General features: G+C 62.3%; 21 protein-coding genes. 13 read left to right on the top strand and 8 right to left on the bottom strand.

Annotated elements, in window-relative coordinates:
- Nucleotides 1-12: 12 nt before the first annotated feature.
- A complete protein-coding gene (locus tag N5D53_RS17220; protein WP_129933494.1) occupies nucleotides 13-873 on the bottom strand; it encodes a DUF6279 family lipoprotein in 861 nt (286 codons plus the stop codon).
- A 130-nt stretch (nucleotides 874-1,003) separates the two neighbouring features.
- On the opposite strand from N5D53_RS17220, the gene N5D53_RS17225 reads away from it, so the two are divergent.
- Entirely contained in the window at nucleotides 1,004-1,840 is an 837-nt protein-coding gene (locus tag N5D53_RS17225) for a S1-like domain-containing RNA-binding protein (RefSeq protein WP_010955234.1), read from the top strand.
- A gap of 5 nt (nucleotides 1,841-1,845) precedes the next feature.
- Here N5D53_RS17225 and N5D53_RS17230 read toward each other — a convergent pair whose 3' ends face one another.
- Entirely contained in the window at nucleotides 1,846-2,226 is a 381-nt protein-coding gene (locus N5D53_RS17230) for a hypothetical protein (RefSeq protein ID WP_014590048.1), read from the bottom strand.
- Between the two features lie 235 nt (nucleotides 2,227-2,461).
- On the opposite strand from N5D53_RS17230, the gene N5D53_RS17235 reads away from it, so the two are divergent.
- From N5D53_RS17235 to def, 3 genes are all read left to right on the top strand, one after another.
- Entirely contained in the window at nucleotides 2,462-2,641 is a 180-nt protein-coding gene (locus tag N5D53_RS17235; protein ID WP_012051514.1) for a CsbD family protein, read from the top strand.
- A gap of 153 nt (nucleotides 2,642-2,794) precedes the next feature.
- A complete protein-coding gene (locus N5D53_RS17240; RefSeq protein ID WP_003254637.1) occupies nucleotides 2,795-3,751 on the top strand; it encodes a YihY/virulence factor BrkB family protein in 957 nt (318 codons plus the stop codon).
- Nucleotides 3,751-4,287 (top strand): peptide deformylase, encoded by a 537-nt coding sequence (def, locus tag N5D53_RS17245; RefSeq protein WP_010955231.1) that lies wholly within the window; start codon nucleotides 3,751-3,753, stop codon nucleotides 4,285-4,287. The genes N5D53_RS17240 and def overlap by 1 nt, the downstream gene beginning before the upstream one ends.
- Here def and N5D53_RS17250 read toward each other — a convergent pair.
- Entirely contained in the window at nucleotides 4,242-4,646 is a 405-nt protein-coding gene (locus N5D53_RS17250) for a GNAT family N-acetyltransferase (RefSeq protein ID WP_104961001.1), read from the bottom strand. The genes def and N5D53_RS17250 overlap by 46 nt on opposite strands.
- A gap of 318 nt (nucleotides 4,647-4,964) precedes the next feature.
- Here N5D53_RS17250 and N5D53_RS17255 point away from each other — a divergent pair, with 318 nt between their 5' ends.
- From N5D53_RS17255 to N5D53_RS17275, 5 genes are all read left to right on the top strand, one after another.
- Complete coding sequence (locus N5D53_RS17255) at nucleotides 4,965-5,222, top strand: DUF2790 domain-containing protein (RefSeq protein WP_003254632.1); 258 nt, start codon at nucleotides 4,965-4,967, stop codon at nucleotides 5,220-5,222.
- 190 nt (nucleotides 5,223-5,412) lie between these two features.
- Entirely contained in the window at nucleotides 5,413-5,838 is a 426-nt protein-coding gene (locus tag N5D53_RS17260; protein WP_020190619.1) for a nuclear transport factor 2 family protein, read from the top strand.
- A gap of 44 nt (nucleotides 5,839-5,882) precedes the next feature.
- The gene (locus tag N5D53_RS17265) at nucleotides 5,883-6,227 is read left to right on the top strand and encodes a YciI family protein (protein ID WP_010955228.1); all 345 of its coding nucleotides are present in this window, start codon (nucleotides 5,883-5,885) and stop codon (nucleotides 6,225-6,227) included.
- A gap of 21 nt (nucleotides 6,228-6,248) precedes the next feature.
- A complete protein-coding gene (locus N5D53_RS17270) occupies nucleotides 6,249-6,734 on the top strand; it encodes an SRPBCC family protein (protein WP_104961002.1) in 486 nt (161 codons plus the stop codon).
- A complete protein-coding gene (locus N5D53_RS17275) occupies nucleotides 6,734-7,972 on the top strand; it encodes an RNA polymerase sigma factor (RefSeq protein ID WP_266024664.1) in 1,239 nt (412 codons plus the stop codon). The genes N5D53_RS17270 and N5D53_RS17275 overlap by 1 nt, the downstream gene beginning before the upstream one ends.
- Before the next feature lie 118 nt (nucleotides 7,973-8,090).
- Here N5D53_RS17275 and N5D53_RS17280 read toward each other — a convergent pair whose 3' ends face one another.
- Together N5D53_RS17280 and N5D53_RS17285 are read right to left on the bottom strand one after the other, a co-directional pair.
- The gene (locus tag N5D53_RS17280; RefSeq protein ID WP_003254624.1) at nucleotides 8,091-8,561 is read right to left on the bottom strand and encodes a MaoC family dehydratase; all 471 of its coding nucleotides are present in this window, start codon (nucleotides 8,559-8,561) and stop codon (nucleotides 8,091-8,093) included.
- A 34-nt stretch (nucleotides 8,562-8,595) separates the two neighbouring features.
- Nucleotides 8,596-9,540 (bottom strand): alpha/beta hydrolase, encoded by a 945-nt coding sequence (locus N5D53_RS17285; protein WP_104961003.1) that lies wholly within the window; start codon nucleotides 9,538-9,540, stop codon nucleotides 8,596-8,598.
- Nucleotides 9,541-9,758: 218 nt separating this feature from the next.
- Between N5D53_RS17285 and fadD2 the strand changes: the two genes are divergently transcribed.
- A complete protein-coding gene (fadD2, locus tag N5D53_RS17290; protein ID WP_010955224.1) occupies nucleotides 9,759-11,447 on the top strand; it encodes a long-chain-fatty-acid--CoA ligase FadD2 in 1,689 nt (562 codons plus the stop codon).
- A gap of 331 nt (nucleotides 11,448-11,778) precedes the next feature.
- A complete protein-coding gene (gene fadD1 / locus N5D53_RS17295; RefSeq protein WP_003254620.1) occupies nucleotides 11,779-13,476 on the top strand; it encodes a long-chain-fatty-acid--CoA ligase FadD1 in 1,698 nt (565 codons plus the stop codon).
- 243 nt (nucleotides 13,477-13,719) lie between these two features.
- Here fadD1 and N5D53_RS17300 read toward each other — a convergent pair whose 3' ends face one another.
- Both N5D53_RS17300 and N5D53_RS17305 read right to left on the bottom strand, forming a co-directional pair.
- Nucleotides 13,720-15,027, bottom strand: coding sequence for an FAD-binding oxidoreductase (locus N5D53_RS17300; RefSeq protein ID WP_104961004.1), 1,308 nt, complete (start codon nucleotides 15,025-15,027; stop codon nucleotides 13,720-13,722).
- A gap of 24 nt (nucleotides 15,028-15,051) precedes the next feature.
- Nucleotides 15,052-16,416 (bottom strand): glutamine synthetase family protein, encoded by a 1,365-nt coding sequence (locus N5D53_RS17305; protein WP_010955221.1) that lies wholly within the window; start codon nucleotides 16,414-16,416, stop codon nucleotides 15,052-15,054.
- 458 nt (nucleotides 16,417-16,874) lie between these two features.
- Here N5D53_RS17305 and hrpA point away from each other — a divergent pair, with 458 nt between their 5' ends.
- The gene (gene hrpA, locus N5D53_RS17310) at nucleotides 16,875-20,780 is read left to right on the top strand and encodes an ATP-dependent RNA helicase HrpA (RefSeq protein ID WP_014590059.1); all 3,906 of its coding nucleotides are present in this window, start codon (nucleotides 16,875-16,877) and stop codon (nucleotides 20,778-20,780) included.
- 174 nt (nucleotides 20,781-20,954) lie between these two features.
- Nucleotides 20,955-22,076 (top strand): beta-ketoacyl-ACP synthase III, encoded by a 1,122-nt coding sequence (locus tag N5D53_RS17315; protein ID WP_049587008.1) that lies wholly within the window; start codon nucleotides 20,955-20,957, stop codon nucleotides 22,074-22,076.
- A 200-nt stretch (nucleotides 22,077-22,276) separates the two neighbouring features.
- Here N5D53_RS17315 and N5D53_RS17320 read toward each other — a convergent pair whose 3' ends face one another.
- Nucleotides 22,277-23,521 carry a putative porin gene (locus N5D53_RS17320; protein ID WP_003254615.1) on the bottom strand — a complete coding sequence of 415 codons (1,245 nt, stop codon included), beginning with the start codon at nucleotides 23,519-23,521 and terminating at the stop codon, nucleotides 22,277-22,279.
- Nucleotides 23,522-23,694 lie beyond the last annotated feature (173 nt).

The raw sequence follows: 23,694 nt of genomic DNA on the forward strand, positions 1-23,694 counted from the left end.
CGAACAGGCCTGTCACTCCTTCAAACACTTCATCTCGCTCAAATGGGTACGCACCTTGCCCAACCGTTCCTGCAGGAACCTCCGTTGCTGCGGGGTGCTCTGCCGCACCAGGTCCACCAGCAGGCTGCGTGCCTGCTGCTCGCTATTCCGATACGCCGCCCGGTATTCGGGTGTCCACAAACTCTCCTTGCGTTGCAACAAGGTCGCCAGGCGCGGTTCGAAGCTGGAGTCGTTGCGCTGGTTCATTGCCAACAGCAGTTGCTGCTGCCAGTGGGCACGGTTGGCGATCCATTCACGGTTCTGGTCACCCAGCGCTTGAGACCAGGCCTGGATGCGTTGCTTCTGTACCGCCGTCAACTCGCCAAACCATGGCTTCAGGCGTTTTTCCATGCGCTCGCTACGGCGGGCCATCTGCTTGGGCAATGGCGTATCCACATACTGCTTCTGCCGTTCACTGATGTCTTCGCGGAAGGCCTCCCGCATTTGCGCTACCTGGTTGTCGCTCATGCCGCGCAGCAGTTCGGTGGCCGAAGGGGTGATTTCCTCGGCCACCCGACCAATCGCTTCACGGACCTCGCGGGTGCTTTGCTGCAGGGCCTGGTCGGTGACCTGGTCGTCGGCGACCATGTCACGTAGCCGGTCGAGCCAGTCGAGGTAGCCGGGCAGTTGAGTCTTGCAATGCCAGGCCAGGTGCTCGCGCAACCGATCATCCAGCAGCGCCCTTTGCTCGCGGTTCATGTCCAGGTAGTCGCTCAGCGACCACGGCACCAGGCGGTCGAGGTTGCGATAGGCCAGGTCGATGCGGCTGCAGGCGGCCAAGGCCAGGGCGAATCCGATGGCGATAAGCAGGGCTTTGGGCAGGCGTAGCGGCATGTGCTGTTCCTTCCTCAGGCTGGCCAGAAGGTAGATGCAAGTGCGGCCTGGCGGTTCCACTGCATGAGTGGTCGGGCCATGTGGTGGCTTCAGGTGTAGAATAGCCGCCTTGTCTTGAGGATCATCGGAAATGGCTCTGCTTGGGCGTTACAACAGTTTGCAAATCGTGAAACACGTGGACTTCGGTCTGTACCTGGACGGCGGCGCCGATGGCGAGATCCTGCTGCCCGGGCGCTACATCCCGAAAAACGCCGAGACCGAGGTCGATGACTGGTTGAACGTGTTCATCTACCTGGACAGCGAAGACCAGCTGATCGCCACCACCGAGAAGCCCAAGGTGCAGGTTGGCGAGTTCGCCAGCCTGAAGGTCAAGGACATCAACGGTGCCGGTATCTTCCTGGACTGGGGCCTGTCCAAGGACTTGCTGATGCCGTACTCGGAAGAGGCTCGGCCACTGAAGATCGGTGATTACTGCGTGGTGCACGTGTACCTCGACAAGCGCACCCGCCGGATCACTGCCACGTCGCGCCTGGACCGCTACCTCGATGTCACCCCAGCCGACTACAAGGTTGGCCAGCCGGTCGAGCTGCTGGTGGCCGGCGAAACGCCGATGGGCTTCAAGGCCATCATCAACAACCGCCACTGGGGCCTGATCCACAAGAACGAGGTGTTCAAGTTCTTGCGCTCGGGCATGCACGAGAAGGGCTTCATCAAGGAAGTGCGCCAGGACGGCAAGATTTCACTGAGCCTGCAGCCGGTAGGCGCCGCCCTGGCGGACACCCTGCAAGAGCAGATCATGGCGCGCCTGGAAGCCGAAGGCGGGGTGTTGGGGGTGTGCGACAAGAGTGACCCTGCGTTGATCAGTAAGCTGTTCAACGTCAGCAAGGGCAACTTCAAGAAGGCCATTGGCGGGTTGTTCAAGCAGGGCCTGATCGTCATCCATGACGATCGCATCGAGAAAGCCTGACGGCCTTACGCCTGTACGAAGTTGCGGAAGTCCAGCTGCTCGCCACCCGGACGGGTGTCGCGCAGCAGCGAGTCACGGTCGGCGCTGAGGGCCAGGCTGATGGTGGAGCGGCGCTTGCCAGGCTTGCGCACTTCCATTTGCTCTAGGTGAGCCTTGAGGAAATTGGTGGGCACCTTCAGGTGCTGCAGCTCATCGCTTTCCGGCGTGTGCAGCAGCAGGTTGACCCAGTCGGCCTGGCCCTTGCCCAGCAGTGCCACTGGCACTTCGAACCACCACAGGTTGCGTTTGCTGTCCAGAGTGGCGAACAGAGTATTGCTGCTGGTCAGCACCGGCCGGGCCAGTGCTTCGTTGCGCCGGGCGATGGCGGCGGGTTTGTCGAGTTTCATGCAGGTTCCTGCGCGTTGACGCTATGAAGGCCTGCATTGTGAGGGGTGGCACGGGGCGGAGCAAGGTTTGTGACTTGCGGTGCCAGTGCCGGCCTCTTCGCGGGCTTGGGCGGTATTCGCCTGCCGTTTTACCGTTCGGCTTCTGGCCGGGAAATCCGTTGAAACTCCTGGCCCAGGCGTTGGGTCAACCTTCTGTCGACACGGTTCACGTGTCTCCATTTGCAGGAGTTTTGCCATGAGCGGTACTAAAGACAAAGCGAAAGGCTTGGCCAACGAAGCGATCGGCAACGTGAAACAGGGTGTTGGCAAGGTGACCGACAACGACAAGCTGCGGGCCGAAGGCAAGGCGCAGGAGCTCAAAGGCGAGGCGCAGCAGGTCAAGGGCAATGTGAAGGATGCGGTGAAGAAACCTTGACTTGAGGCGGTGCCGGCCTCTTCTCGGGTGAACCCGCGAAGAGGCCGGCACTTATTCGTAAGCAAATTCTTCAACCACGGCCGGGAGCAGCACAGCTCGGGCACGGTCTATTAGACTTGCCTGTGTAACGATCAAGCGGCGAAAGGAGACGCTATGATTTTCCCCGACCTGCGCGGCTTGCCCCTGCACCGCGTGCTGGTTCGCACCGTCAAGGAATTCCTCGACGACGAGATGTCCACCTATGCCTCAGCGCTGGCCTACCAGGCGCTGTTCTCGCTATTCCCCTTCCTGCTGTTCCTGATTGCCCTGATCGGTTTTCTGCACTTGCCGGACTTTTTCTCCTGGCTGCGTCTGCAATCGGAACTGGTGTTGCCACCCCAGGCGCTGGAGCAGGTGAATCCGGTGATCGACCAGTTGCAGCAATCCAAGGGTGGGCTGCTGTCGGTGGGTATCGTGATCGCCCTGTGGACCGCCTCCGCCGGCGTGCGCCTGATGATGAGCGCCATGAACGCCGCTTACGATGTGCCCGAAGGTCGCCCGGTGTGGAAGCGTATCCCGCTTTCCATTTTCTACACCGTGGGCCTGGCTGGCATGCTGCTGGCGGCCGCAGCGCTGATGGTGCTGGGCCCGCAGGTGATGGAATGGATAGCTGCCCAGATCGGCATGCAGGAGTTCATCGTCACACTGTGGACCATCCTGCGCTGGCCGGTGATCATCATTCTGCTGATGGTGGCAGTAGCCCTGATCTATTACGTGATGCCTGATGTGAAACAGCAGTTTCGCTTCATCACCCCGGGCTCGGTGCTGGCGGTTGTGGTGTGGATCGTGGCCTCACTGGGCTTTGCCTACTACGTGAAGACCTTTGCCGATTACAACGCCATGTACGGCAGCATTGGTGCAATCATCGTGCTGTTGCTGTATTTCTATATTTCGGCTGCCGTGCTGCTGCTCGGCGCCGAAATGAATGCGGTGATCGAGCACATGTCAGCCGAAGGCAAGAACCCGGGCGAGAAAGACTTCGACGGGGAAAAACCCAAGGAAACCTTGACTGTACTGGGTCACGAGCACCCGAACCCGAGCAAGCCTCATAGCGTCGAGCCGAACCCCTGATGATCCGTGACATTCTCAAGATGGGCGACGAACGCCTGCTGCGCATCGCTCCGCCAGTGCCCGAGCACATGCTTGGCAGTGCCGAACTGCAGCAACTGATCGACGACATGTTCGAAACCATGCGTCACGTCGGCGGTGTGGGCCTGGCCGCCCCGCAGGTCGGCATCGACCTGCAGTTGGTGATCTTCGGCTTCGAGCGCAGCGAGCGATACCCCGATGCCGAGGCGGTGCCGCAGACCATTCTGCTGAATCCGGTCATCACCCCGACCTCCAGCGAGGTCGAGGACGGCTGGGAGGGTTGTCTGTCGGTGCCTGGCTTGCGCGGCGTGGTGCCGCGCTTCAAGCATATCTGCTACCAAGGGATCGACCCACAGGGCAGCCCGATCAACCGCTTTGCCGATGGCTTCCATGCACGGGTGGTGCAACACGAGTGCGACCACTTGATCGGCCGGCTATACCCCTCGCGCATTCAGGACTTTGCCAAGTTCGGCTATACCGAGGTGCTGTTCCCTGGGCTCGAGGTCAGCGAGGACTGACCTCGCTGCAGGGCTACCAGGCGTTTGTTGCGCTGATAGCGTAGCAGGCGGCTGGCCAGGGCTTCTGGCAGCTGTTGGGCCAGGTCAAAACCCAGGCGCTGGTAGAAGGGCGTCAGGTCGGGATGACAGAACAGCCAGACGGGCCCGTCAACCTGCGCCAGCGCGGCCTCGACCAATCGCGCAGCCACCCCTTGGTTGCGCCGCTGCGGGGCGACGAACAGGCCCGTCAGCCAGAATCCCTCACCCACCGCACTCAGGCTCAGCCCGGCGATGATGCCAGGGGCCCGTGCTACCCACAGTTCGGCGTCGCTTGCAGCGCGCATGCGTGAGCTGTGCTGGCGGTAGAAGTGGTCGAGCAAACGGCGTTCTGTGTCCGAAAGCGTCGAACAGGACAATTGTTCAGAAATGGTGAGTCCTACCCTGAAACGAGGCCAGAGGCTCTGGCCTGATGATTTGCGGCCACTTTGTCGCAGATTGTTGCAAAACCGGCAAGGGTGAATATCCGACTACGGGGTTCAACTATTGCTGACCGGGAGTAGAATTTTGTTCATCCCCCCTGGCAGTACGAAGCGGGATCGGTACTTCGTGCCATCTAGACCCTAGATGACAACTTCTCCGCGCCGGATACGGCAATAGAAGTCAATCGATCAGCTTGAACGCTCAAAAGGCAAAACCACATGAAACCATTACTGATTCTTGCATTGGTCGGTATGTCCTCGTTCGCCCTCGCCGATGAGGCCAAACCCGTCTCCAGCGAGCCTGTGGCTCAGCAGTACGACTACTCGATGAACCTGGACATCAAGCGGGTGATCAACCTGTCGACCATCCCCAATGTCTGCGAAGTGGTACCTGCGACCATGACCTATGAAGACCATCAGGGCCAGGTGCACACCATTCAGTACCGGGCCATGGGTGAAGGTTGCCAGCAGGGTTGACTGGCGGTGCCCGCCACAGGGGCTGAAAACGCTGTGGCGGGCACTTGCTGGCCCTGACGCGATCTCCCGGGTGCTCCGCCAATACAGAATAATTTCCCCGCCTGTCGAATCCTCCGCTTACCGTTCGACCATAGCTGAAGGCACGCTTCACACCGTGCCCCAACCCCTATGATCTGTCGGAGGTACCCCGATGAGCACTGCAGCCGAATCCGAAATCCGCCAATTGATCGAGCGCTGGATGCAAGCCGTGCGCGATCGCGACATCCCGCGCATCATCGAACCCTACGCCGACGATATCGTCGCCTTCGATGCCATCCAGGCTCTGCAATTCAAAGGCAAGTCGGCCTACACGGCGCACTGGGAAATGTGCATGGGCATGTGCACCGGCCCCATGGTGTTCGAACTTGCCCAACTCACCGTGCACGCCGCAGGCGATCTGGCCCTGGCCCATTGGCTGAACCGCTGCGGTCCAGGCGACGACGAAAGCCAGTGCGGCTTCATGCGCGCCACGGTGGGCTATCGTCGTCAAGGCGGCCAGTGGCAGGTAATCCACGAACACTGGTCGGCGCCTTTCGACATGGAAACGCAAAAAGCGCTGTTCGATCTCAAGCCCTGAGCCGTTATCGCCAAACGCACTTTGCCAATACCCTGGAGGCGACCATGAAATACCTGTGCCTGGTCTATTGTGACGAGGGGCTGTTGCACAGCCTGCCCGACAGCCCGGCAGACGCCGAATGCATGGCCTACGCCGAAGCCATTCACGGTTCCGGGCGCATGCTGGCGGCCGAGGCGCTTAAGCCGGTGCAGACGGCCACCACGGTACGCATGCGCAACGGACACATGAGCCTGACCGACGGCCCGTTCGCCGAAACCAAGGAGCAACTGGCGGGCTTTTACCTGGTGGAGGCCCGCGACCTCAACGAAGCGCTGAATATCGCCAAGGGCATCCCTGCCGCGCGGGTTGGCAGTGTCGAGGTGCGACCAGTGCGCGAGCTGCAACCCTGACAGCCAAGGAGAACCATCAGCATGAGCCTTGCACCCATTGTCCAGGCGCAACACGAGTTGTCCATCAGCCGCCTGATCGACGCACCACCGGCCAAGGTATTTCGCGCCTGGACCGAACCCCAGTGGCTGATGCAGTGGTGGGGGCCGCACGGCATGACCACCCCGGAGTGTGAGATGCAACTGTGGGCCGGTGGCCTGTTTCGCACCCTGATGCGCGCGCCGGATGGCTGCGAGTACCCCAACCAGGGCGTCTTTCTGGAAATTGCCGCGCCACGCCGGCTGGTGTTCACCGATGCCTTCGGCCCCGGTTGGGTACCGTCGGACAAGGCCTTCATGACTGCCGTGATCAGCTTTGACGAGGAACAGGGCAAAACCCGCTACACCGCCCGTGCCTGGCACTGGAATGCCACCGACTGTCGGGCCCATGAAGAAATGGGCTTCCACCAGGGCTGGGGAGAAAGCCTGGACCGCCTGGTGGAGGTGGTGACCCAGCGGATGCCCGACTGATGGCCGCACTGGCCCAGGTGCGTGCCGAAGTCGAGGCTGTGTACCGGCAGGAGTCGCGGCGCATACTGGCGACACTGATCCGCTTGCTGGGTGATTTCGACCTGGCCGAGGAGGCCATGCATGATGCCTTCTTCATTGCCGTCGAACGCTGGCAACGCGACGGTATTCCCGCCAACCCGCGAGCGTGGCTGGTTTCTGTCGGGCGCTTCAAGGCCATCGACGCGCTGCGCCGGCGCGTCCGCTTCGACCGCTCCCAGGCGGACTTGAGCATGCTGCTGGAGGGTCAGGCGCAGGACCCCAGTGAAGAAGAGCTGCTGGCGGATGACCGCCTGCGGCTGATCTTCACCTGTTGCCATCCGGCCTTGTCGGCCGACGCTCAGGTGCCATTGACGCTTCGCGAAGTCTGCGACCTGACCACCGAGCAGATCGCCCGGGCCTTTCTGCAAAGCCCGGCCACCATCGCCCAACGTATCGTGCGCGCCAAGGCCAAGATCCGTGACGCGGGCATACCGTACCAGGTACCGGAGCTGAATGAGCTGCCCGAGCGCCTGGAAAGCGTGTTGCGGGTGATCTACCTGGTGTTCAACGAGGGCTATTCGGCGTCATCGGGCGAGACACTGCTGCAGCAGGCGCTGAGCGATGAAGCCATTCGCCTGGCGCGGTTGCTGGTGCAGTTGCTGCCCGACCCGGAGGCGGTCGGCCTGCTGGCGTTGATGTTGCTGCAGGCGTCCCGGCAGCGGGCGCGCATCGATGGCCAAGGCGATTTGGTGGTTCTGGAGCAGCAGGATCGTAGCTTGTGGGACCGGCAGTTCATTGCCGAGGGCTGTGCTCTGGTGCGCCAGGCCCTGCAGAGCCGTGCATTCGGGGCCTATACCGTCCAGGCGGCGATTGCTGCCGTGCATGCCGAAGCGGCGACGGCTGAAGAGACGGACTGGGGAGAAATCGTCGGGCTGTATGACGTGTTGCAGCGGTATTGGCCATCAGCGGTGGTGGCGCTTAACCGGGCGGTGGCGCTGGCGAAGCGGGATGGGCCGGAGGTTGGCTTGCGGGAAGTCGAAGGGATTCTGGCGCGGGGGGAGTTGCTGGACTATCACCTGGCACATGCGGCGCGCGCCGAGTTGCATTGCCAGCTGGGGCAGGTAGAAGAGGCGCGAGCGGCCTGGCAGCAGGCGCTGGCCTTGACCCGACAGGCGCCTGAGCGGCGGCATATCGAGCGGCGTTTGCAGGCTATCGAATGATGTGGGGGTACCGGCTCTTTGCGGGCCAGCCCATATCCCACAGGATGCCCGCTAAATCAACGAATTAGCGGGTTACCCAGGAGAGCAGCCTTGAAGTAGGTGCTGGCTGCATCACAATTCAGCTCGCCACAAAATTCGGCGGCGACACCAGCTCGACGGTCTGCTGCTTGCGCGGCGCCAGGATCTCGGCCTCACCCGCGACCACCAGCTCGTCGTTCTGGTTGTAGACGTTGGTGGCGATGCGCACCTTGAACTTGGGCAGCTTCTCGAGGATTTCCAGGCGCACGGTCAGGGTGTCGCCGATTTTCACCGGTTTCTGGAAGCTCATCTGCTGGCCCAGGTAGATGGTGCCAGGGCCAGGCAGGGTGCAGGCCACTGCCGCACTGATCAGCGCGCCGCTGAACATGCCATGGGCAATACGTTCGCGGAACATGCTCTTGGCGGCGAACTCGGCATCCAGGTGAACCGGGTTGTGGTCACCGGACATCGCAGCGAACAGTTGGATGTCGCGTTCTTCAACGGACTTCTTGTACTCGGCCTTCTGGCCGACTTCGAGGGCTTCGTAAGGCGTGTTGGTGACCTGGGACATCGATGCTTCCTTAAGCGTTGGGCGAGGGCGGCTATCATTCACTGCGCGCAGGGCGGCCAAGGGCCAGCGCCTGTTCCAGCCAGCCGAGAATATCGGCGATGACCTCGCCACGGTTGGTTTCGTTGAGTACTTCATGCCGCGCCTCAGGATAGATGCGCAGCTGTACATGTCGGTTGCCGGTCGCGCGCAGGGCGTCGGCCAGATGGGTGAGACGCTTGCCGGCACTGACCGGATCACATTCACCGCCAATCACCAGCATCGGCAGGTTGGGATCGATCTGCGCGAGGTTACCCGGCTGACTGATCTGCGCCAAGCCTTGCAGCAGATCGAGCCACAACTGGTTGGTGCAGCGAAAGCCGCACAACGGGTCATTCACGTACTGATCGACCTCGCCGGGGTCGCGGCTGAGCCAGTCGAAGGCCGTGCGGTTGGGCTTGAAGGCGTTGTTGAACGAACCGAAGGACAACCATTCGATCAGTGCACTCTTGCCCAGTGGCCCCTGGCGCCAGGACTCCAGCCGGGCAATCAGCCGCGCAAAGCGGTACAGCAGGGCCGGTTGGTAGTTGGAACCGCTGAGGATCGCCCCGTGCAGGCTGCCACTGTGATGCAGCAGGTACGCCTGGGCGATGTAGCTGCCCATGCTGTGGCCGAACAGGAACAGCGGCGTGCACGGGAACTGCTGGCCGATGTGCTGGGCCACACACCCCAGGTCATTGACCACGGCATTCCAGCCATGATGGCGGGCGAACAGGCCGAGGTTGCCCAGTTCGGCCGTGCGCCCGTGGCCACGCTGATCGGCAGCGAACAGGGCAAAGCCGGCCTCGCTCAGAGCCTGGCCCAGGCGCTGGTAGCGCCCGGCATGCTCGGCCATGCCATGGGCCAGCAGCACCACGGCCTTTACCGGTGTGGCCGGCAGCCATTGGTGTACGTACAGGCTGCAGTGCTCACTGGCGGGCAGCCAGAAGGCGTCGTGGGGCATGGCGGGTCCTTGTGCGCGCGGTTACCCGAACAGTGTATGCACAACCGGCCGGATTGCAGGAGGGGCACAAATAAGATTCACAATGTTAATGGCGGCACTTGGCGTATATGCCACCTTGGGTTTACCTGCTAACGTCGAATCAACGCCTTTTCGCCAGCAGGCGGTCAGGTAAAGGACTAAAGGACGCAGTGCAGGTCCAGGCAGAGGAACAATAATAAATGCAAGCCGACTTCTGGAATGACAAGCGCCCGGCAGGCGTGCCTTCCACCATCGACATCAATGCCTACGCCTCGGTCGTCGAGGTGTTCGAGCGCTCCTGCAAGCGCTTTGCCGACCGCCCGGCGTTCAGCAACCTGGGCGTGACCCTCAGCTACGCGGAACTGGAGCGCCATTCGGCAGCCTTCGCTGCCTGGTTGCAGCAGCACACCGACCTCAAACCGGGTGAGCGCATCGCCGTACAGATGCCCAATGTGCTGCAGTACCCCATCGCCGTCTTCGGTGCCATGCGCGCCGGGCTGATCGTGGTCAATACCAACCCGCTGTACACCGAGCGCGAGATGCGCCACCAGTTCAAGGACAGTGGCGCGCGTGCGCTGGTGTACCTGAACATGTTCGGCAAGCGCGTGCAGGAGGTGCTGCCCGATACCGGTATCGAGTACCTGATCGAGGCAAAGATGGGCGACCTGCTGCCGGCCGCCAAGGGCTGGCTGGTCAACACCGTGGTCGACAAGTTGAAGAAGATGGTGCCGGCCTACCGGTTGCCCCAGGCGGTGCCGTTCAAGCAGGTGCTGCGCGAGGGCCGCGGGCTGTCGCCCAAACCGGTGTCGCTGAACCTCGATGACATCGCGGTGCTGCAGTACACCGGCGGCACCACCGGCCTGGCCAAGGGCGCCATGCTCACCCATGGCAACCTGGTGGCCAACATGCTGCAGGTGCTGGCCTGCTTCTCGCAGCACGGCCCCGATGGGCAGAAGCTGCTGAAGGACGGCCAGGAAGTGATGATCGCGCCGCTGCCGCTGTACCACATCTATGCCTTCACCGCGAATTGCATGTGCATGATGGTCACCGGCAACCATAACGTGCTGATTACCAACCCGCGGGATATTCCCGGCTTCATCAAGGAGCTGGGCAAGTGGCGTTTCTCTGCCTTGCTGGGCCTCAATACCCTGTTTGTCGCACTGATGGACCACCCGGGCTTCCGTCAGCTGGACTTCTCGGCGCTGAAGGTCACCAACTCTGGTGGCACAGCGCTGGTCAAGGCCACCGCCGAGCGCTGGGAAGACCTTACCGGGTGCCGCATCGTTGAAGGCTACGGCCTGACAGAAACCTCGCCGGTGGCCAGCACCAACCCCTACGGCCAGCTGGCGCGTCTGGGTACCGTGGGCATCCCCGTGGCGGGTACCGCGTTCAAGGTCATCGATGATGATGGCAACGAACTGCCGCTGGGCGAGCGGGGCGAGCTTTGCATCAAAGGCCCGCAGGTCATGAAGGGGTACTGGCAGCAGCCCGAGGCAACGGCCCAGGCACTGGATGCAGAAGGCTGGTTCAAGACCGGTGATATCGCGGTGATCGACCCGGACGGCTTCACCCGCATTGTCGACCGCAAGAAGGACATGATCATCGTCTCGGGCTTCAACGTGTACCCCAACGAAATCGAGGATGTGGTGATGGGGCATCCCAAGGTCGCCAACTGTGCGGCTATCGGTGTGCCGGACGAGCGTTCCGGCGAGGCGGTCAAGCTGTTCGTGGTGCCGCGCGAGGGGGGGCTGAGCGTTGATGAGCTGAAGGCCTACTGCAAGGCCAACTTCACCGGCTACAAAGTACCCAAGCACATCGTGCTGCGCGAATCGTTGCCCATGACGCCGGTGGGCAAGATTTTGCGGCGGGAGTTGCGCGATATAGCGTGATACCGGGATGGCTTCTTCGCGGGTAAACCCGCTCCTGCACCGCCCAATGTAGGAGCGGGTTTACCCGCGAATGCCTTAAACCGCTCTAACAGGCTCTATACAGCCTTATCTGCGACATTTTGGATAATTACTCTAAAAATGACCTGTATTGTTCATTGAGTCATTTTTGTGACCATAAGGCCTGTTTTGGCCTCTAGGCGACCCCAGACAAAGCTGTTACTCTCGGCCCGCTTCCAGATGATCCGGTTTGCAACGAACCGTCATCTCATATCAATAATAAGCGCATCGACGCGTGAATCGAACTTCGCTGTTGCTGAAGGAGTGGGCTTCCATGATCGAAAATTTTTGGAAGGATAAGTACCCAGCCGGGATTACGGCGGAAATCAATCCTGACGAATTCCCCAATATCCAGGCAGTACTCAAGCAATCCTGCCAACGCTTTGCCGACAAACCGGCCTTTAGCAACCTGGGCAAGACTATCACTTATGGCGAGTTGTATGCGTTGTCGGGGGCGTTTGCCGCCTGGCTGCAGCAGCATACCGACCTCAAGCCGGGTGACCGCATTGCCGTGCAACTGCCCAATGTCCTGCAATACCCGGTCGCGGTCTTCGGTGCCATGCGTGCCGGGCTGATCGTGGTCAACACCAACCCGCTGTACACCGCGCGGGAGATGGAACACCAGTTCAACGACTCGGGTGCCAAGGCCTTGGTGTGCCTGGCCAACATGGCCCACCTGGCCGAAAAAGTGGTGCCCAAAACCCAGGTCAGGCACGTTATCGTCACCGAAGTGGCCGACCTGCTGCCACCACTCAAGCGCCTGCTGATCAACAGCGTGATCAAGTACGTGAAGAAGATGGTGCCGGCCTACAACCTGCCGCAGGCCGTGCGTTTCAATGACGCCCTGGCGCTGGGCAAGGGCCAGCCAGTGACCGAAGCCAACCCGCAGGCCAACGACGTGGCGGTGCTGCAGTACACCGGCGGTACCACCGGCGTGGCCAAAGGCGCCATGCTGACCCACCGCAACCTGGTGGCCAACATGCTGCAGTGCCGCGCACTGATGGGCGCCAACCTGCACGAAGGCTGCGAAATCCTCATCACCCCGCTGCCGCTTTACCACATCTATGCGTTTACCTTCCATTGCATGGCGATGATGCTGATCGGCAACCACAACGTGCTGATCAGCAACCCGCGAGACTTGCCGGCGATGGTCAAGGAACTGGGCAAGTGGAAGTTCAGCGGCTTTGTGGGCCTCAACACCCTGTTCGTTGCCCTGTGCAACAACGAGGCGTTCCGAGCCCTGGATTTCTCGGCGCTGAAAATCACCCTGTCGGGCGGTATGGCCTTGCAGCTAAGCGTGGCCGAGCGCTGGAAGGCCGTTACCGGTTGCGCCATCTGCGAAGGCTACGGCATGACCGAAACCAGCCCGGTGGCGGCGGTGAACCCGTCGGAAGCGAACCAGGTGGGCACCATCGGTATTCCGGTGCCGTCGACCCTGTGCAAGGTCATCGACGATGCCGGCAATGAGTTGCCGCTTGGCGAAGTGGGCGAGCTGTGTGTCAAGGGCCCGCAGGTGATGAAGGGCTACTGGCAGCGTGAAGACGCCACGGCCGAGATTCTCGACAGCGAAGGCTGGTTGAAGACCGGCGACATCGCCGTGATCCAGGCGGACGGCTACATGCGCATCGTCGACCGCAAGAAAGACATGATCCTGGTCTCGGGCTTCAACGTGTACCCCAACGAGCTGGAAGACGTGTTGGCTGCCTTGCCGGGCGTGCTGCAGTGCGCAGCCATCGGTGTGCCGGACGAGAAGTCGGGTGAAGTGATCAAGGTCTTCATCGTGGTCAAGCCGGGCATGACCGTGACCAAGGAGCAGGTGATGGAGCACATGCGTGCCAACGTTACCGGCTACAAGGTACCGCGCCACATCGAGTTCCGCGATTCGCTGCCGACCACCAACGTGGGCAAGATCCTGCGCCGCGAACTGCGTGATGAAGAGCTCAAGAAGCAAGGCTTGAAGAAGATCGCCTGACCACCAGCCTGCACGCTCAGTGTGGGGGCGGCCTCGTGTCGCGAAAGGGCCGCGACGCGGCCCTGGGATTTCGGCGGCGATGCATCAATGGCTAGGGGCGGCGCCGTCTTCAGACGTTGTGAGCCCCTGTAGGAGCGGGTTTACCCGCGAATACGGTAGTGGCGACAACGGTGAACGGCGGGTGGAGATCGGTCAGCAGGGCCGGCCCTTTCGCGGGTAAACCCGCTCCTACATCCGCGCAACTCAGCGCAGCTTCTCGAGCATCTGGTAATACCACATCCCCGCCGCCAGCAGCGGGTTCCCCAGCAAGTCCCCCATCGGCACCCGCACATGCTTGCACTGGGCGAAGGTGTCGAATTTCTCCAGCGTCCCGGTCAACGCTTCGGCCATGATCTCACCCATGATGTGGCTGGTGGCGATGCCATGCCCCGAGTAACCCTGGCAGTACCACACGTTGTCCGACAGCTTGCCCAGCTGCGGGATGCGGTTGACCACGATGCCCATGGCGCAGCTCCACTGGAACTCGATCGGCACCCCCTTCAATGCCGGGAAGGTGCGTTCGATGCAGGGGCGCAATTCGCCTTCGATGTCGCGTGAATCCTTGCCTGAGTAGTTGGCGCCGCCGCCGAACAGCAGGCGCTTGTCGGCCGTCAGGCGGTAGTAGTCGAGGACGAAGCGGCAGTCGTACACCGCCAGGTCCTGCGGGTTGATCTGCTCGGCCAGTTCACCCAGCGGCGCGGTGGTGACGATACCGCCCATGGCCGGGAAGATCTTGCCCTTGAGCTGGCGCTTTTCCAGCTTGTGATACACATCGCCGGCCAACATCACCTGGCGTGCCTCCACCCGGCCATGCGCGGTAACCACCGCCGGGCGCGGGCCATGGACGATGTCCAGCACTTCGGAATTTTCGAATATCAGTGCACCCAGGCCATGTGCGGCACGGGCTTCGCCCAGGCACAGGTTGAGTGGGTGCAGGTGCAGGTTGCGCAGGTTCTTCAACGCACCCAGATAAAGCGGGCTTTGCAGATGCTCGGCCACTGCAGCGCGATCGAGCAGTTGCACCTGCTCGCCCATGCCGCGGCGCTGTGCTTCGGCCTCGAACGCACGCAGTTCGTTCATGTGCGAAGGCTTCATGGCTGCATGCAGGTGGCCACGCTTGAGGTCGCAATCGATGCCATAGCGCGCCACGCGCTGCTCGATCACCTGGTGCCCGCGCCAGCGCAAGTGCCAGATGAAGTCGTCAACTTCGGCGCCCAGGTGGTTGCGCATCTGCGAGCGCATGGCCTCGTCGCCCGACAGGCTGCCGGTGACCTGGCCGCCGTTGCGACCGCTGGCGCCCCAGCCGATACGGTTGGTTTCGACGATGGCGACCTTCAGGCCGCGCTCGGCCAGTTCAACCGCCGTGGCCACGCCCGTAAAGCCACCGCCGATGATCGCCACATCCACCTGCACCGTGCCCTTGAGTTGCGGGTACGCAGTTTGGTCGTTGAGGGTGGCGCTGTAGTAGGACGGCGCGCGCTGCGCCGGGCCGTTGTTCAATGCTGCGTTCATGGGTGTTCCTTGTTTTGTAGGGGCTCAGGCCTGGTGCAGGTACCAGCGCCAGTCCTGTTCGCTGACTTCAGCCATGAACTGGCGGTACTCGGCGCGCTTGACCTTCAGGTACACGCCAAGGAAGTCTTCGCCCAATGCTTCACGGGCCCAATCGGAATGTTGCAGGGCGTCGAGTGCGGTCAGCCAGTCAGTGGGCAGGTGTTCGGTGGCCTGGGCATAGCCGTTGCCTTCAACGGGCGCGCCTGGGTCAAGCTGTTCGCGGATGCCCCAGTGGCTGGCAGCAAGGATCGCCGCAGCAGCCAGGTAAGGGTTGGCATCCGCGCCACAGATGCGGTGCTCCACATGCCGACTGTTGGCCGGGCCACCTGGCACGCGCAGGCTCACGGTGCGGTTGTCCACGCCCCAGGTTGGTGCCAGGGGCGCATAGCTGTTGGCCTGGAAGCGGCGGAAGGAGTTGGCGTTGGGGCAGAACAGCAGCAGCGAGTCGCGCAGGTGGCGCAGCATGCCGGCCACGGCCTGGCGCAGCAGCGGGGTGCCGGCCTTGTCTTCGCTGGCGAACAGGTTGTTGCCGGCGCTGTCGGCCAGGCTCAGGTGCATGTGCATGCCGGTGCCGGCCAGTTGGGCGAATGGCTTGGCCATGAAGCAGGCCTGCATGCCGTGGGCATGGGCCACACCTTTTACCAGGCGCTTGTAGCGCACCGCCTGGTCCATCGCCTGCAGCGCATCGCCATGCTCCAGGGTGATTTCCACCTGGCCCGGGGCGTACTCGGAAATGGCCGTGCGCGCCGGGATGCCTTGGGCCTTGCAGGCAGCGTACAGGTCGGCGAGGAACGGTTCGATCTGCTCCAGTTCGCGCAGGCCATAGACCTGGGTGCTGCGGGGGCGGCCGCCATCGTTGTCCAGTGCCGGTTGTGGGCGGCCTTGGGCATCACGCTGCTGGTCAAGCAGGTAGAACTCCAGCTCGCAGGCCATCACCGGGTGATAACCGTCAGCCTTCAGCGCTTCGATGGTGCGCAGCAGCACATGGCGTGGGTCAGCGATGCTGGCCGGCAGCCCCTCGCTGGGGTGCATGCTCACCTGCACTGCAGCGGTTGGCACCCGGCGCCAGGGCAGGCGCACCAGGCTGCCGTCAAGCGGGTAGGCACGGCAGTCGATATCGCCGACGTCCCACACCAGGCCGGAGTTTTCCACGTCGTCGCCATTGAGGGTCAGGCCAAGGATGGTGCTGGGTAGTGGCCGGCCTGTCTGGTACACGGCCAGCAGTTCCTCGCGGTGCAACAGCTTGCCGCGTGGTACACCGTTGGCGTCGAGGATGAACAGTTCGAACAGCTCGATATCGGGGTTGTCGGCCAGAAAACGGGTAGCCTGCTCTACAGGGGCAAAGTGCATGATCAATTCGCTCATAGACGCGCAGGGCCACCGCGCAAGCAGGCGGCCCGGTTGAGTCAAACGGCCAGACGCTGGCCGGGTTTGGTCACAATGGCGTGAGCGAGGTGTCCGGTGGGCGCGCGTGACGGCAGTGCCACAAGGCCCAGAAGGCGAGGATGATGTGGACCAGCGGATTTTCCCCGGCACGGCTCCGGGCCTTCGGCAGCGAAGGGCGGGACGACGGTGGGGCGATGGGCTGGGCGGGAGTCATGCCTTTGATACTCACATGCGGCGTAAGGTTGATTAAAGCAGTGAATGGCAACCTTTACATCGCACTTGGCTAAACATTCGTGCTGAAAGCATCACGGTCAATGTGGGAGCGTGCAGGCAGCAGAGAATCCGCAAATCTGCGACAATCGCCCGACTTTCCGAATGCCGATCATGAAAAAGCAGGCTCACCTGCATCACTAAAAAGCCCCATGACTGACCACGCCATCGACAAACTGCTGCAAAACCTCGACCACGCCATGATTGCCGACCGCCATCGCCTGCGCCGGCAACTGCACGAACTGCGCAAGCGCCCCGACGAGGCGAAACTGGCGCAGTGGGTGGAGAAGGTCCAGGCCTCCTGCGCTCAGGTCACCGCGCGTCAGCAGAGCGTGCCGACCGTACGCTACGACGACAACCTGCCCATCGCCGCCAAGCGTGACGAAATCAAGAAGGCCTTGGCCGAAAACCAGGTGTTGGTGATCGCCGGCGAAACCGGCTCTGGCAAGACGACCCAGCTGCCGAAGATCTGCCTTGAGCTTGGCCGTGGCAGCCATGGGTTGATCGCCCATACCCAGCCACGCAGGATCGCAGCGCGTAGCGTGGCCGCGCGAGTCGCCGAAGAGCTGGGCACGCCCTTGGGCGCGCTGGTCGGCTACCAGGTGCGTTTCGAAGACCAGAGCGATTCCAATACCTTGGTCAAGCTGATGACCGACGGCATCCTCCTGGCCGAAACCCAGCACGACCGCTTCCTTGAACGCTATGACACGATCATCGTCGACGAAGCGCACGAGCGCAGCCTGAACATCGACTTCCTGCTCGGCTACCTGAAAACGTTGCTGCATCGCCGACCGGACCTGAAACTGATCATCACCTCGGCCACCATCGACCTGGAGCGCTTCTCCAGGCACTTCGACGGTGCGCCGATCATCGAGGTGTCCGGGCGCACCTTCCCGGTGGACACCTGGTACCGCCCGCTGACCAGCGAGCAGGACGAAGAGGGCAACCAGATCGAGGACGACCTCACCGTCGATCAGGCCATCCTTGCCACCCTCGACGAGCTGGCGCAGCACGAACGCAGCGAGGGCAAGGGCCCGGGCGATGTGCTGATCTTCCTGCCGGGCGAGCGGGAAATCCGTGATGCCGCCGAGATTCTGCGCAAGGCGCAACTGCGCCATACCGAGATTTTGCCGCTGTACGCGCGCCTGTCGCCGGCCGAGCAGCAGCGTATCTTCCAACCGCACACCGGGCGCCGCGTGGTGCTGGCCACCAACGTCGCCGAAACCTCGCTGACCGTGCCTGGCATCCGCTATGTGATTGACACCGGTACTGCGCGCATCAGCCGCTACAGCTACCGCGCCAAGGTCCAGCGCCTGCCGATCGAGGCCGTGTCACAGGCCAGTGCCAACCAGCGTAAAGGCCGTTGCGGCCGGGTCGAGCCGGGCATTTGCGTGCGTCTCTACAGCGAAGAGGACTTCAACAGCCGGCCAGCGTTTACCGACCCGGAGATTCTGCGCACCAACCTGGCGGCGGTGATCCTGCAGATGTTGCACCTGCGCCTGGGCGCAATCGATGCCTTCCCGTTCATCGAGCCGCCGGATGGCAAAGCCATCAGCGACGGCTTCAACCTGTTGCAGGAGCTTTCGGCGGTTAACCGCGAGAACCAGCTGACGCCAATTGGCCGCCAGCTGGCGCGTTTGCCGATCGACCCGCGGCTGGGCCGCATGCTGCTTGAAGGCGCGCGCCTGGGCAGCCTGCAGGAAGTGCTGATCGTCACCAGCGCGCTGTCGGTGCAGGACCCGCGTGAACGCCCTCCAGAACGCCAGCAGGCCGCCGATCAGGCGCACGCACAGTGGAAGGACGTGGACTCGGACTTCGCTGCGCTGGTCAACCTGTGGCGCGGCTTCGAGGAACAACGCCAGGCGCTGACTGCCAACCCGCTGCGCAACTGGTGCCGCAAGCAGTTCCTGAACTACTTGCGGCTGCGCGAGTGGCGCGATGCTCATCGTCAGTTGGCGCTGATTTGCCGTGACCTGCAGCTGACGGTGAACAAGGAACCGACCGATTACCAGAAGATGCACAAGGCAATCCTCAGCGGGCTGCTCAGCCAGATTGGCCAGAAGACAGAAGAGGGCGACTACCAGGGCGCCCGCCAGCGGCGCTTCTGGGTGCATCCATCGTCGGGCCTGGGACGCAAGCGCCCGCAGTGGGTCATGGCTGCCGAGCTGGTCGAAACCACCAAGCTGTATGCGCGCATGGTGGCCAAGATCGAGCCGGACTGGATCGAGCCGCTGGCCGGCCACCTGATCAAGAAAAACCATTTCGAGCCGCACTGGGAGAAGAAGCGCGGGCAGGTGGTGGCCTACGAGCAGATCACGCTCTACGGGCTGATCCTGGTCGGCCGTCGGCCGGTGCACTACGGCCCGATCGACCCGGCGACCTCGCGCGAGCTGTTTATCCGTGAAGGCCTGGTGGGTGGCGAAATCCAGTCGCGGGCCAAGTGCCTGGCGGCCAACAAACGCCTGCTTGAAGAGCTGGACGAGCTGGAAGCCAAGGCTCGCCGGCGTGACATCCTGGCTGACGAAGAAACGCTGTACGCTTTCTACGAAGCACGCCTGCCGGCGGAAATCCACCAGACGGCGACCTTTGACAGTTGGTACCGCATGGGCAGCCAGAAGGACGCCAACCTGCTGATCATGCGCGAGGAGGACGTGCTGGCCCGCGAGGCCAGCGAAGTGACCGCCGCACAGTACCCCGACAGTATGCAGGTGGGCGATCTGCGCCTGCCGCTGAGCTACCACTTCGAGCCCGGCCACCCCCGTGATGGTGTGACGGTGCGGGTGCCGGCACCGCTGTTGCCGAGCCTGCCGGGCGAGCGCCTGGAGTGGCTGGTGCCGGGCCTGCTGGAGGCCAAGTGCGTGGCGCTGGTGCGCAACCTGCCCAAGGCCCTGCGCAAGAACTTTGTCCCGGTGCCAGACTTCGTCAAGGCTTCGCTGGCACGCATGACCTTCGGCCAAGGGGCGCTGCCTCAGGCCCTGGGCCAGGAACTGCTGCGCATGACCGGTGCACGTGTGTCGGACGAGGCCTGGGACGAGTCGGTCAACCAGGTCGAGGGCCACCTGCGCATGAACATCGAAGTGGTCGATGGCCAGGGCAAGTTCCTTGGCGAAGGCCGCGACCTGGCGGAACTGACCGCGCGCTTTGCTGCCGCCAGCCAGGCTGCCCTGGCCGTGCCGCGTGACGCCAAGGGTGAGCAGCCGGTGCAGGCCAAGGCCTTCAGCGAAGTGAAGCAGACCGCCCAGCAGAAGATCGCCGGCCTGTCGATGACCGTGTACCCGGCACTGGTGGAAGACAACGGCACTGTGCGTGAAGGGCGTTTCTCGACCCAGGCCGAAGCCGAGTTTCAGCACCGCCGCGCCTTGCAACGGCTGTTGCTGCAGCAACTGGCCGAGCCGGCCAAGTTCCTGCGCGGCAAGCTGCCGGGGCTGACCGAGCTGGGCCTGCTGTACCGTGAAATGGGGCGGGTAGAAGCGCTGGTCGAAGACATTCTGCTGGCCAGCCTGGACAGTTGCATCCTTGAAGGCGAACAACCGTTGCCACGTGATGGCGCGGCCTTGGCCGCGCTGGCTGAACGCAAGCGCGGCAGCTGGGCCGAGCATGCCGAGCGCCTGGCAAGGCAGACCCTGGAAGTGCTGAAGCTGTGGCATGGTCTGCAGAAACGCTTCAAGGGCAAGATCGACCTGAGCCAAGCGGTGGCACTGAACGACATCAAGCAGCAGCTAGGCAACCTGGTGTACCCGGGCTTCGTACGCGAAACGCCTGGGGTGTGGTTCAAGGAGTTGCCGCGTTACCTCAAGGCGGTTGAATTGCGCCTCGAGAAACTCGGCTCGCAAGTACAGAAGGACCGGGTGTGGAGCGGCGAGCTGGCCAATTTGTGGGCGCAGTACAAGGCCCGTGCCGACAAGCATGCCCAGGAAGGCAAGCGCGATGAGCAACTGACCGTGTACCGCTGGTGGCTGGAAGAATATCGAGTGTCGCTGTTTGCCCAGCAGTTGGGGACCAAGGTGCCGATTTCTGACAAGCGATTGAGCAAACAATGGAGTCAGGTGGAAGGCTAACCTCCATTATTTGTGGCAAACTTTGGGGCGTTTGGGGCCGCTTTGCGGCCCTTGGCGGATAAGCCCGCCGCGCGGGGGTAAACGTATGCCCCTGAATTGGCACTAAAGTGCCATTAACCTGTCATGTTTCCAGCCAGCGCCCTGTGGCGATGGCCTTTGACCAGAGGAACGACCGTGCATAACGTCGTGATCAGCGGCACCGGCCTGTACACCCCGGCCCAGAGCATTTCCAACGAAGAGCTGGTGGCTTCCTTCAATGCCTGGTCGCAGCAGTTCAACCAGGACAACGCTGCCGCCATCGAGCGCGGTGAAGTCGAGGCGGCGCCGCTCTCCGACGCGGCGTTTATCGAAAAGGCCTCGGGCATCAAGAGCCGCTTTGTCATGGACAAGGCCGGTATCCTCGACCCGCAGCGCATGAAGCCGCGCCTGCCCGAGCGTAGCAACGATGAACCGTCGGTGCTGTGTGAAATGGCCGTGGCCGCTGCCCGCCAGGCCCTGGAGCGCGCAGGCCGGACGGCGGCTGATGTCGACGGGGTGATCGTCGCCTGCTCCAACTTGCAGCGCCCTTACCCGGCGATCGCCATCGAAGTGCAACAGGCACTGGGTGTCCAGGGCTTTGCCTTCGACATGAACGTGGCCTGCTCGTCGGCCACCTTCGGCATACAGACCGCCGCCAACAGCGTAGCGCTGGGCCAGGCGCGGGCGGTGCTGATGGTCAACCCCGAAGTGTGCACCGGCCACCTCAACTTCCGTGACCGCGACAGCCATTTCATTTTTGGCGATGCCGCCACCGCCGTGTTGCTGGAGCGTGCCGACCAGGCCACTTCGGCGCACCAGTTCGACATCGTCAGCAGCAAGCTCTGGACTGAGTTCTCCAACAACATCCGCAACAACTTCGGCTTCCTCAACCGTGCGGCGGAAGAGGGCGAAGGCGCTGCGGACAAGCTGTTCATCCAGGAAGGCCGCAAGGTGTTCCGCGAGGTGTGCCCGAAGGTGGCCGAGCTGATCGGTGAGCACCTGCAGGAGAACGGGTTGCAACCGGGCGACGTGAAGCGCTTCTGGCTGCACCAGGCCAACCTCAGCATGAATCAGCTGATCGTCAAGAAACTGTTGGGGCGTGAAGTGGCCGAGGAAGAGGCACCGGTGATTCTGGACCGTTACGCCAATACCAGCTCGGCGGGGTCGGTGATTGCCTTCCACCTGTACCAGGATGACCTGGCCAAGGGCTCGTTGGGCGTGTTGAGCTCGTTTGGTGCGGGGTATTCGATTGGTAGCGTGATTCTGCGCAAGCGCTGATTCATCAGGCGCCTGTTACGGCCTCTTCGCGGGCTTGCCCGCTCCCACAGGTACAGCACAGTTCTCAAGGTCTGTGGTGATTCTGTGGGAGCGGGCAAGCCCGCGAAGGGGCCGGCGCATTTCACACAGGCAAAAAGAAGCGGGAAACGCCGGATGGGGTCGGCGTTTCCCGCTTCAGGTGAAGCAGAGCAGGGTGTCGCTTAGAACTTGGCTTCCAGATCAACCTGCAGGGTATCTACGTCAGCATTGCTGTTCGGCAGCTGCGACAGGTCGGTCTTGGCCATCAGGTAGGCAGCACCCAGGGAGAAGTTCTTGTCGATTTCGTAACCGACCTTGAACTTGTGACCACGCGAACCGGTGTAGCCGTTGCCGAAGTCCGAATCGGTGAACAGGCTGACCACCGCGTTACGCTGCACATCGCGGTAGTTGTAGTCCAGGCTCCAGGCACCCATTTTGGTTTTCAGGCCAGCCAGCCAGGCCTGATCTTCCCCGTCGGTGCTGTCGGTGTTCTTCACGTACTGGCCATAGGCCGACAACGGAATGGCCAAGCCAGTGAAGTCGATCTGGCCAAAGCCTTCCACCAGATTGAACTCGTTGGTGGTGTTGCCGAACGACTGCAGGATGGCTGCTTCCTTGTCGTTGTCGTAACCATAGATGCTGGCACCCACGGTGAGCTTGAGCACGTCGGCCGGCGCGAACTTGGCACCCAACTGGCCGTGGTAGACCTGCGCATCGTGCTTGTACTGGACGCCGTCACCATCGACGTTGTCCTTCAAGGTGTACTGACCGGCGCTGGCAAACACTTCGGCCCCGCCCAGGTCAGCCTTGTAAGTGGCCGCCACACCTTCCGGGTTGATGTCGCTATCCCAGATGATGTCGCCCATGCTCACCCAAGGCTGTTGCATCTTGCCGCCAATCAGGTGCAGGTTAGGGACTGCAGTCGGGTGCCAGTCGAGGTAGGCCAGGTCGACCCACAGCGACTTCTTGTCGAAGTAGTTGTCGAAGCTCTGGTTGGTCGAACGTCGGTCAGCGCTGCTGCCAGTGGCGATACGGACCCCAGCGTCGACCTGCGGGTTGATCTCGCTGTAGAAACCGACACGGGCACGTACCCGCTGGCGGTCCTGGTTGCCGCTGCTGCTGTTCGGATCGTCGACGTTGACGTCTTCGTAACGCAGGCGCACGTCACCCTTGATCTGGGTCTTGGCGGCCCATGCCACTTTTTGTTCAAAGGAGCTCATGCGTTCGGACTGAGCTTTCTGGTCGGCCTTTTCCTTGGTTTCTTTTGCCAGGTCGCCCTGCAGTTCGTTGTACTGCGCCTGGTTGATCGAGCCATTGGCGCGGAGCATTTCGAGCAGCTTGGCGTCGACAGCAGCACTGGCCGGGGCACTCAGGGCCAGCATCATGCCGGTGAGGCTTACTCCGGTAAGTGTGGAAACAAGACGCATAAGGTTCTCCCTACTGAAAAAAATGGGGGAGGCTCAAGCGCCTGCCCCTGCGTTGGCATGTCTTCGGAAAGGGCCTGAATAGACAGGTTCTAGGGTTCCGGAAAACAGGCGCAAGTATTGCGGGGGCCAATGACAGATTAATGTCTGATTAGTGGCACTGTTGTTAAGTAATT

Origin of the sequence: Pseudomonas sp. GD03862 (assembly GCF_029840855.1) — a bacterium.
In the GTDB taxonomy this organism is placed as follows: Bacteria; Pseudomonadota; Gammaproteobacteria; order Pseudomonadales; family Pseudomonadaceae; genus Aquipseudomonas; species Aquipseudomonas alloputida.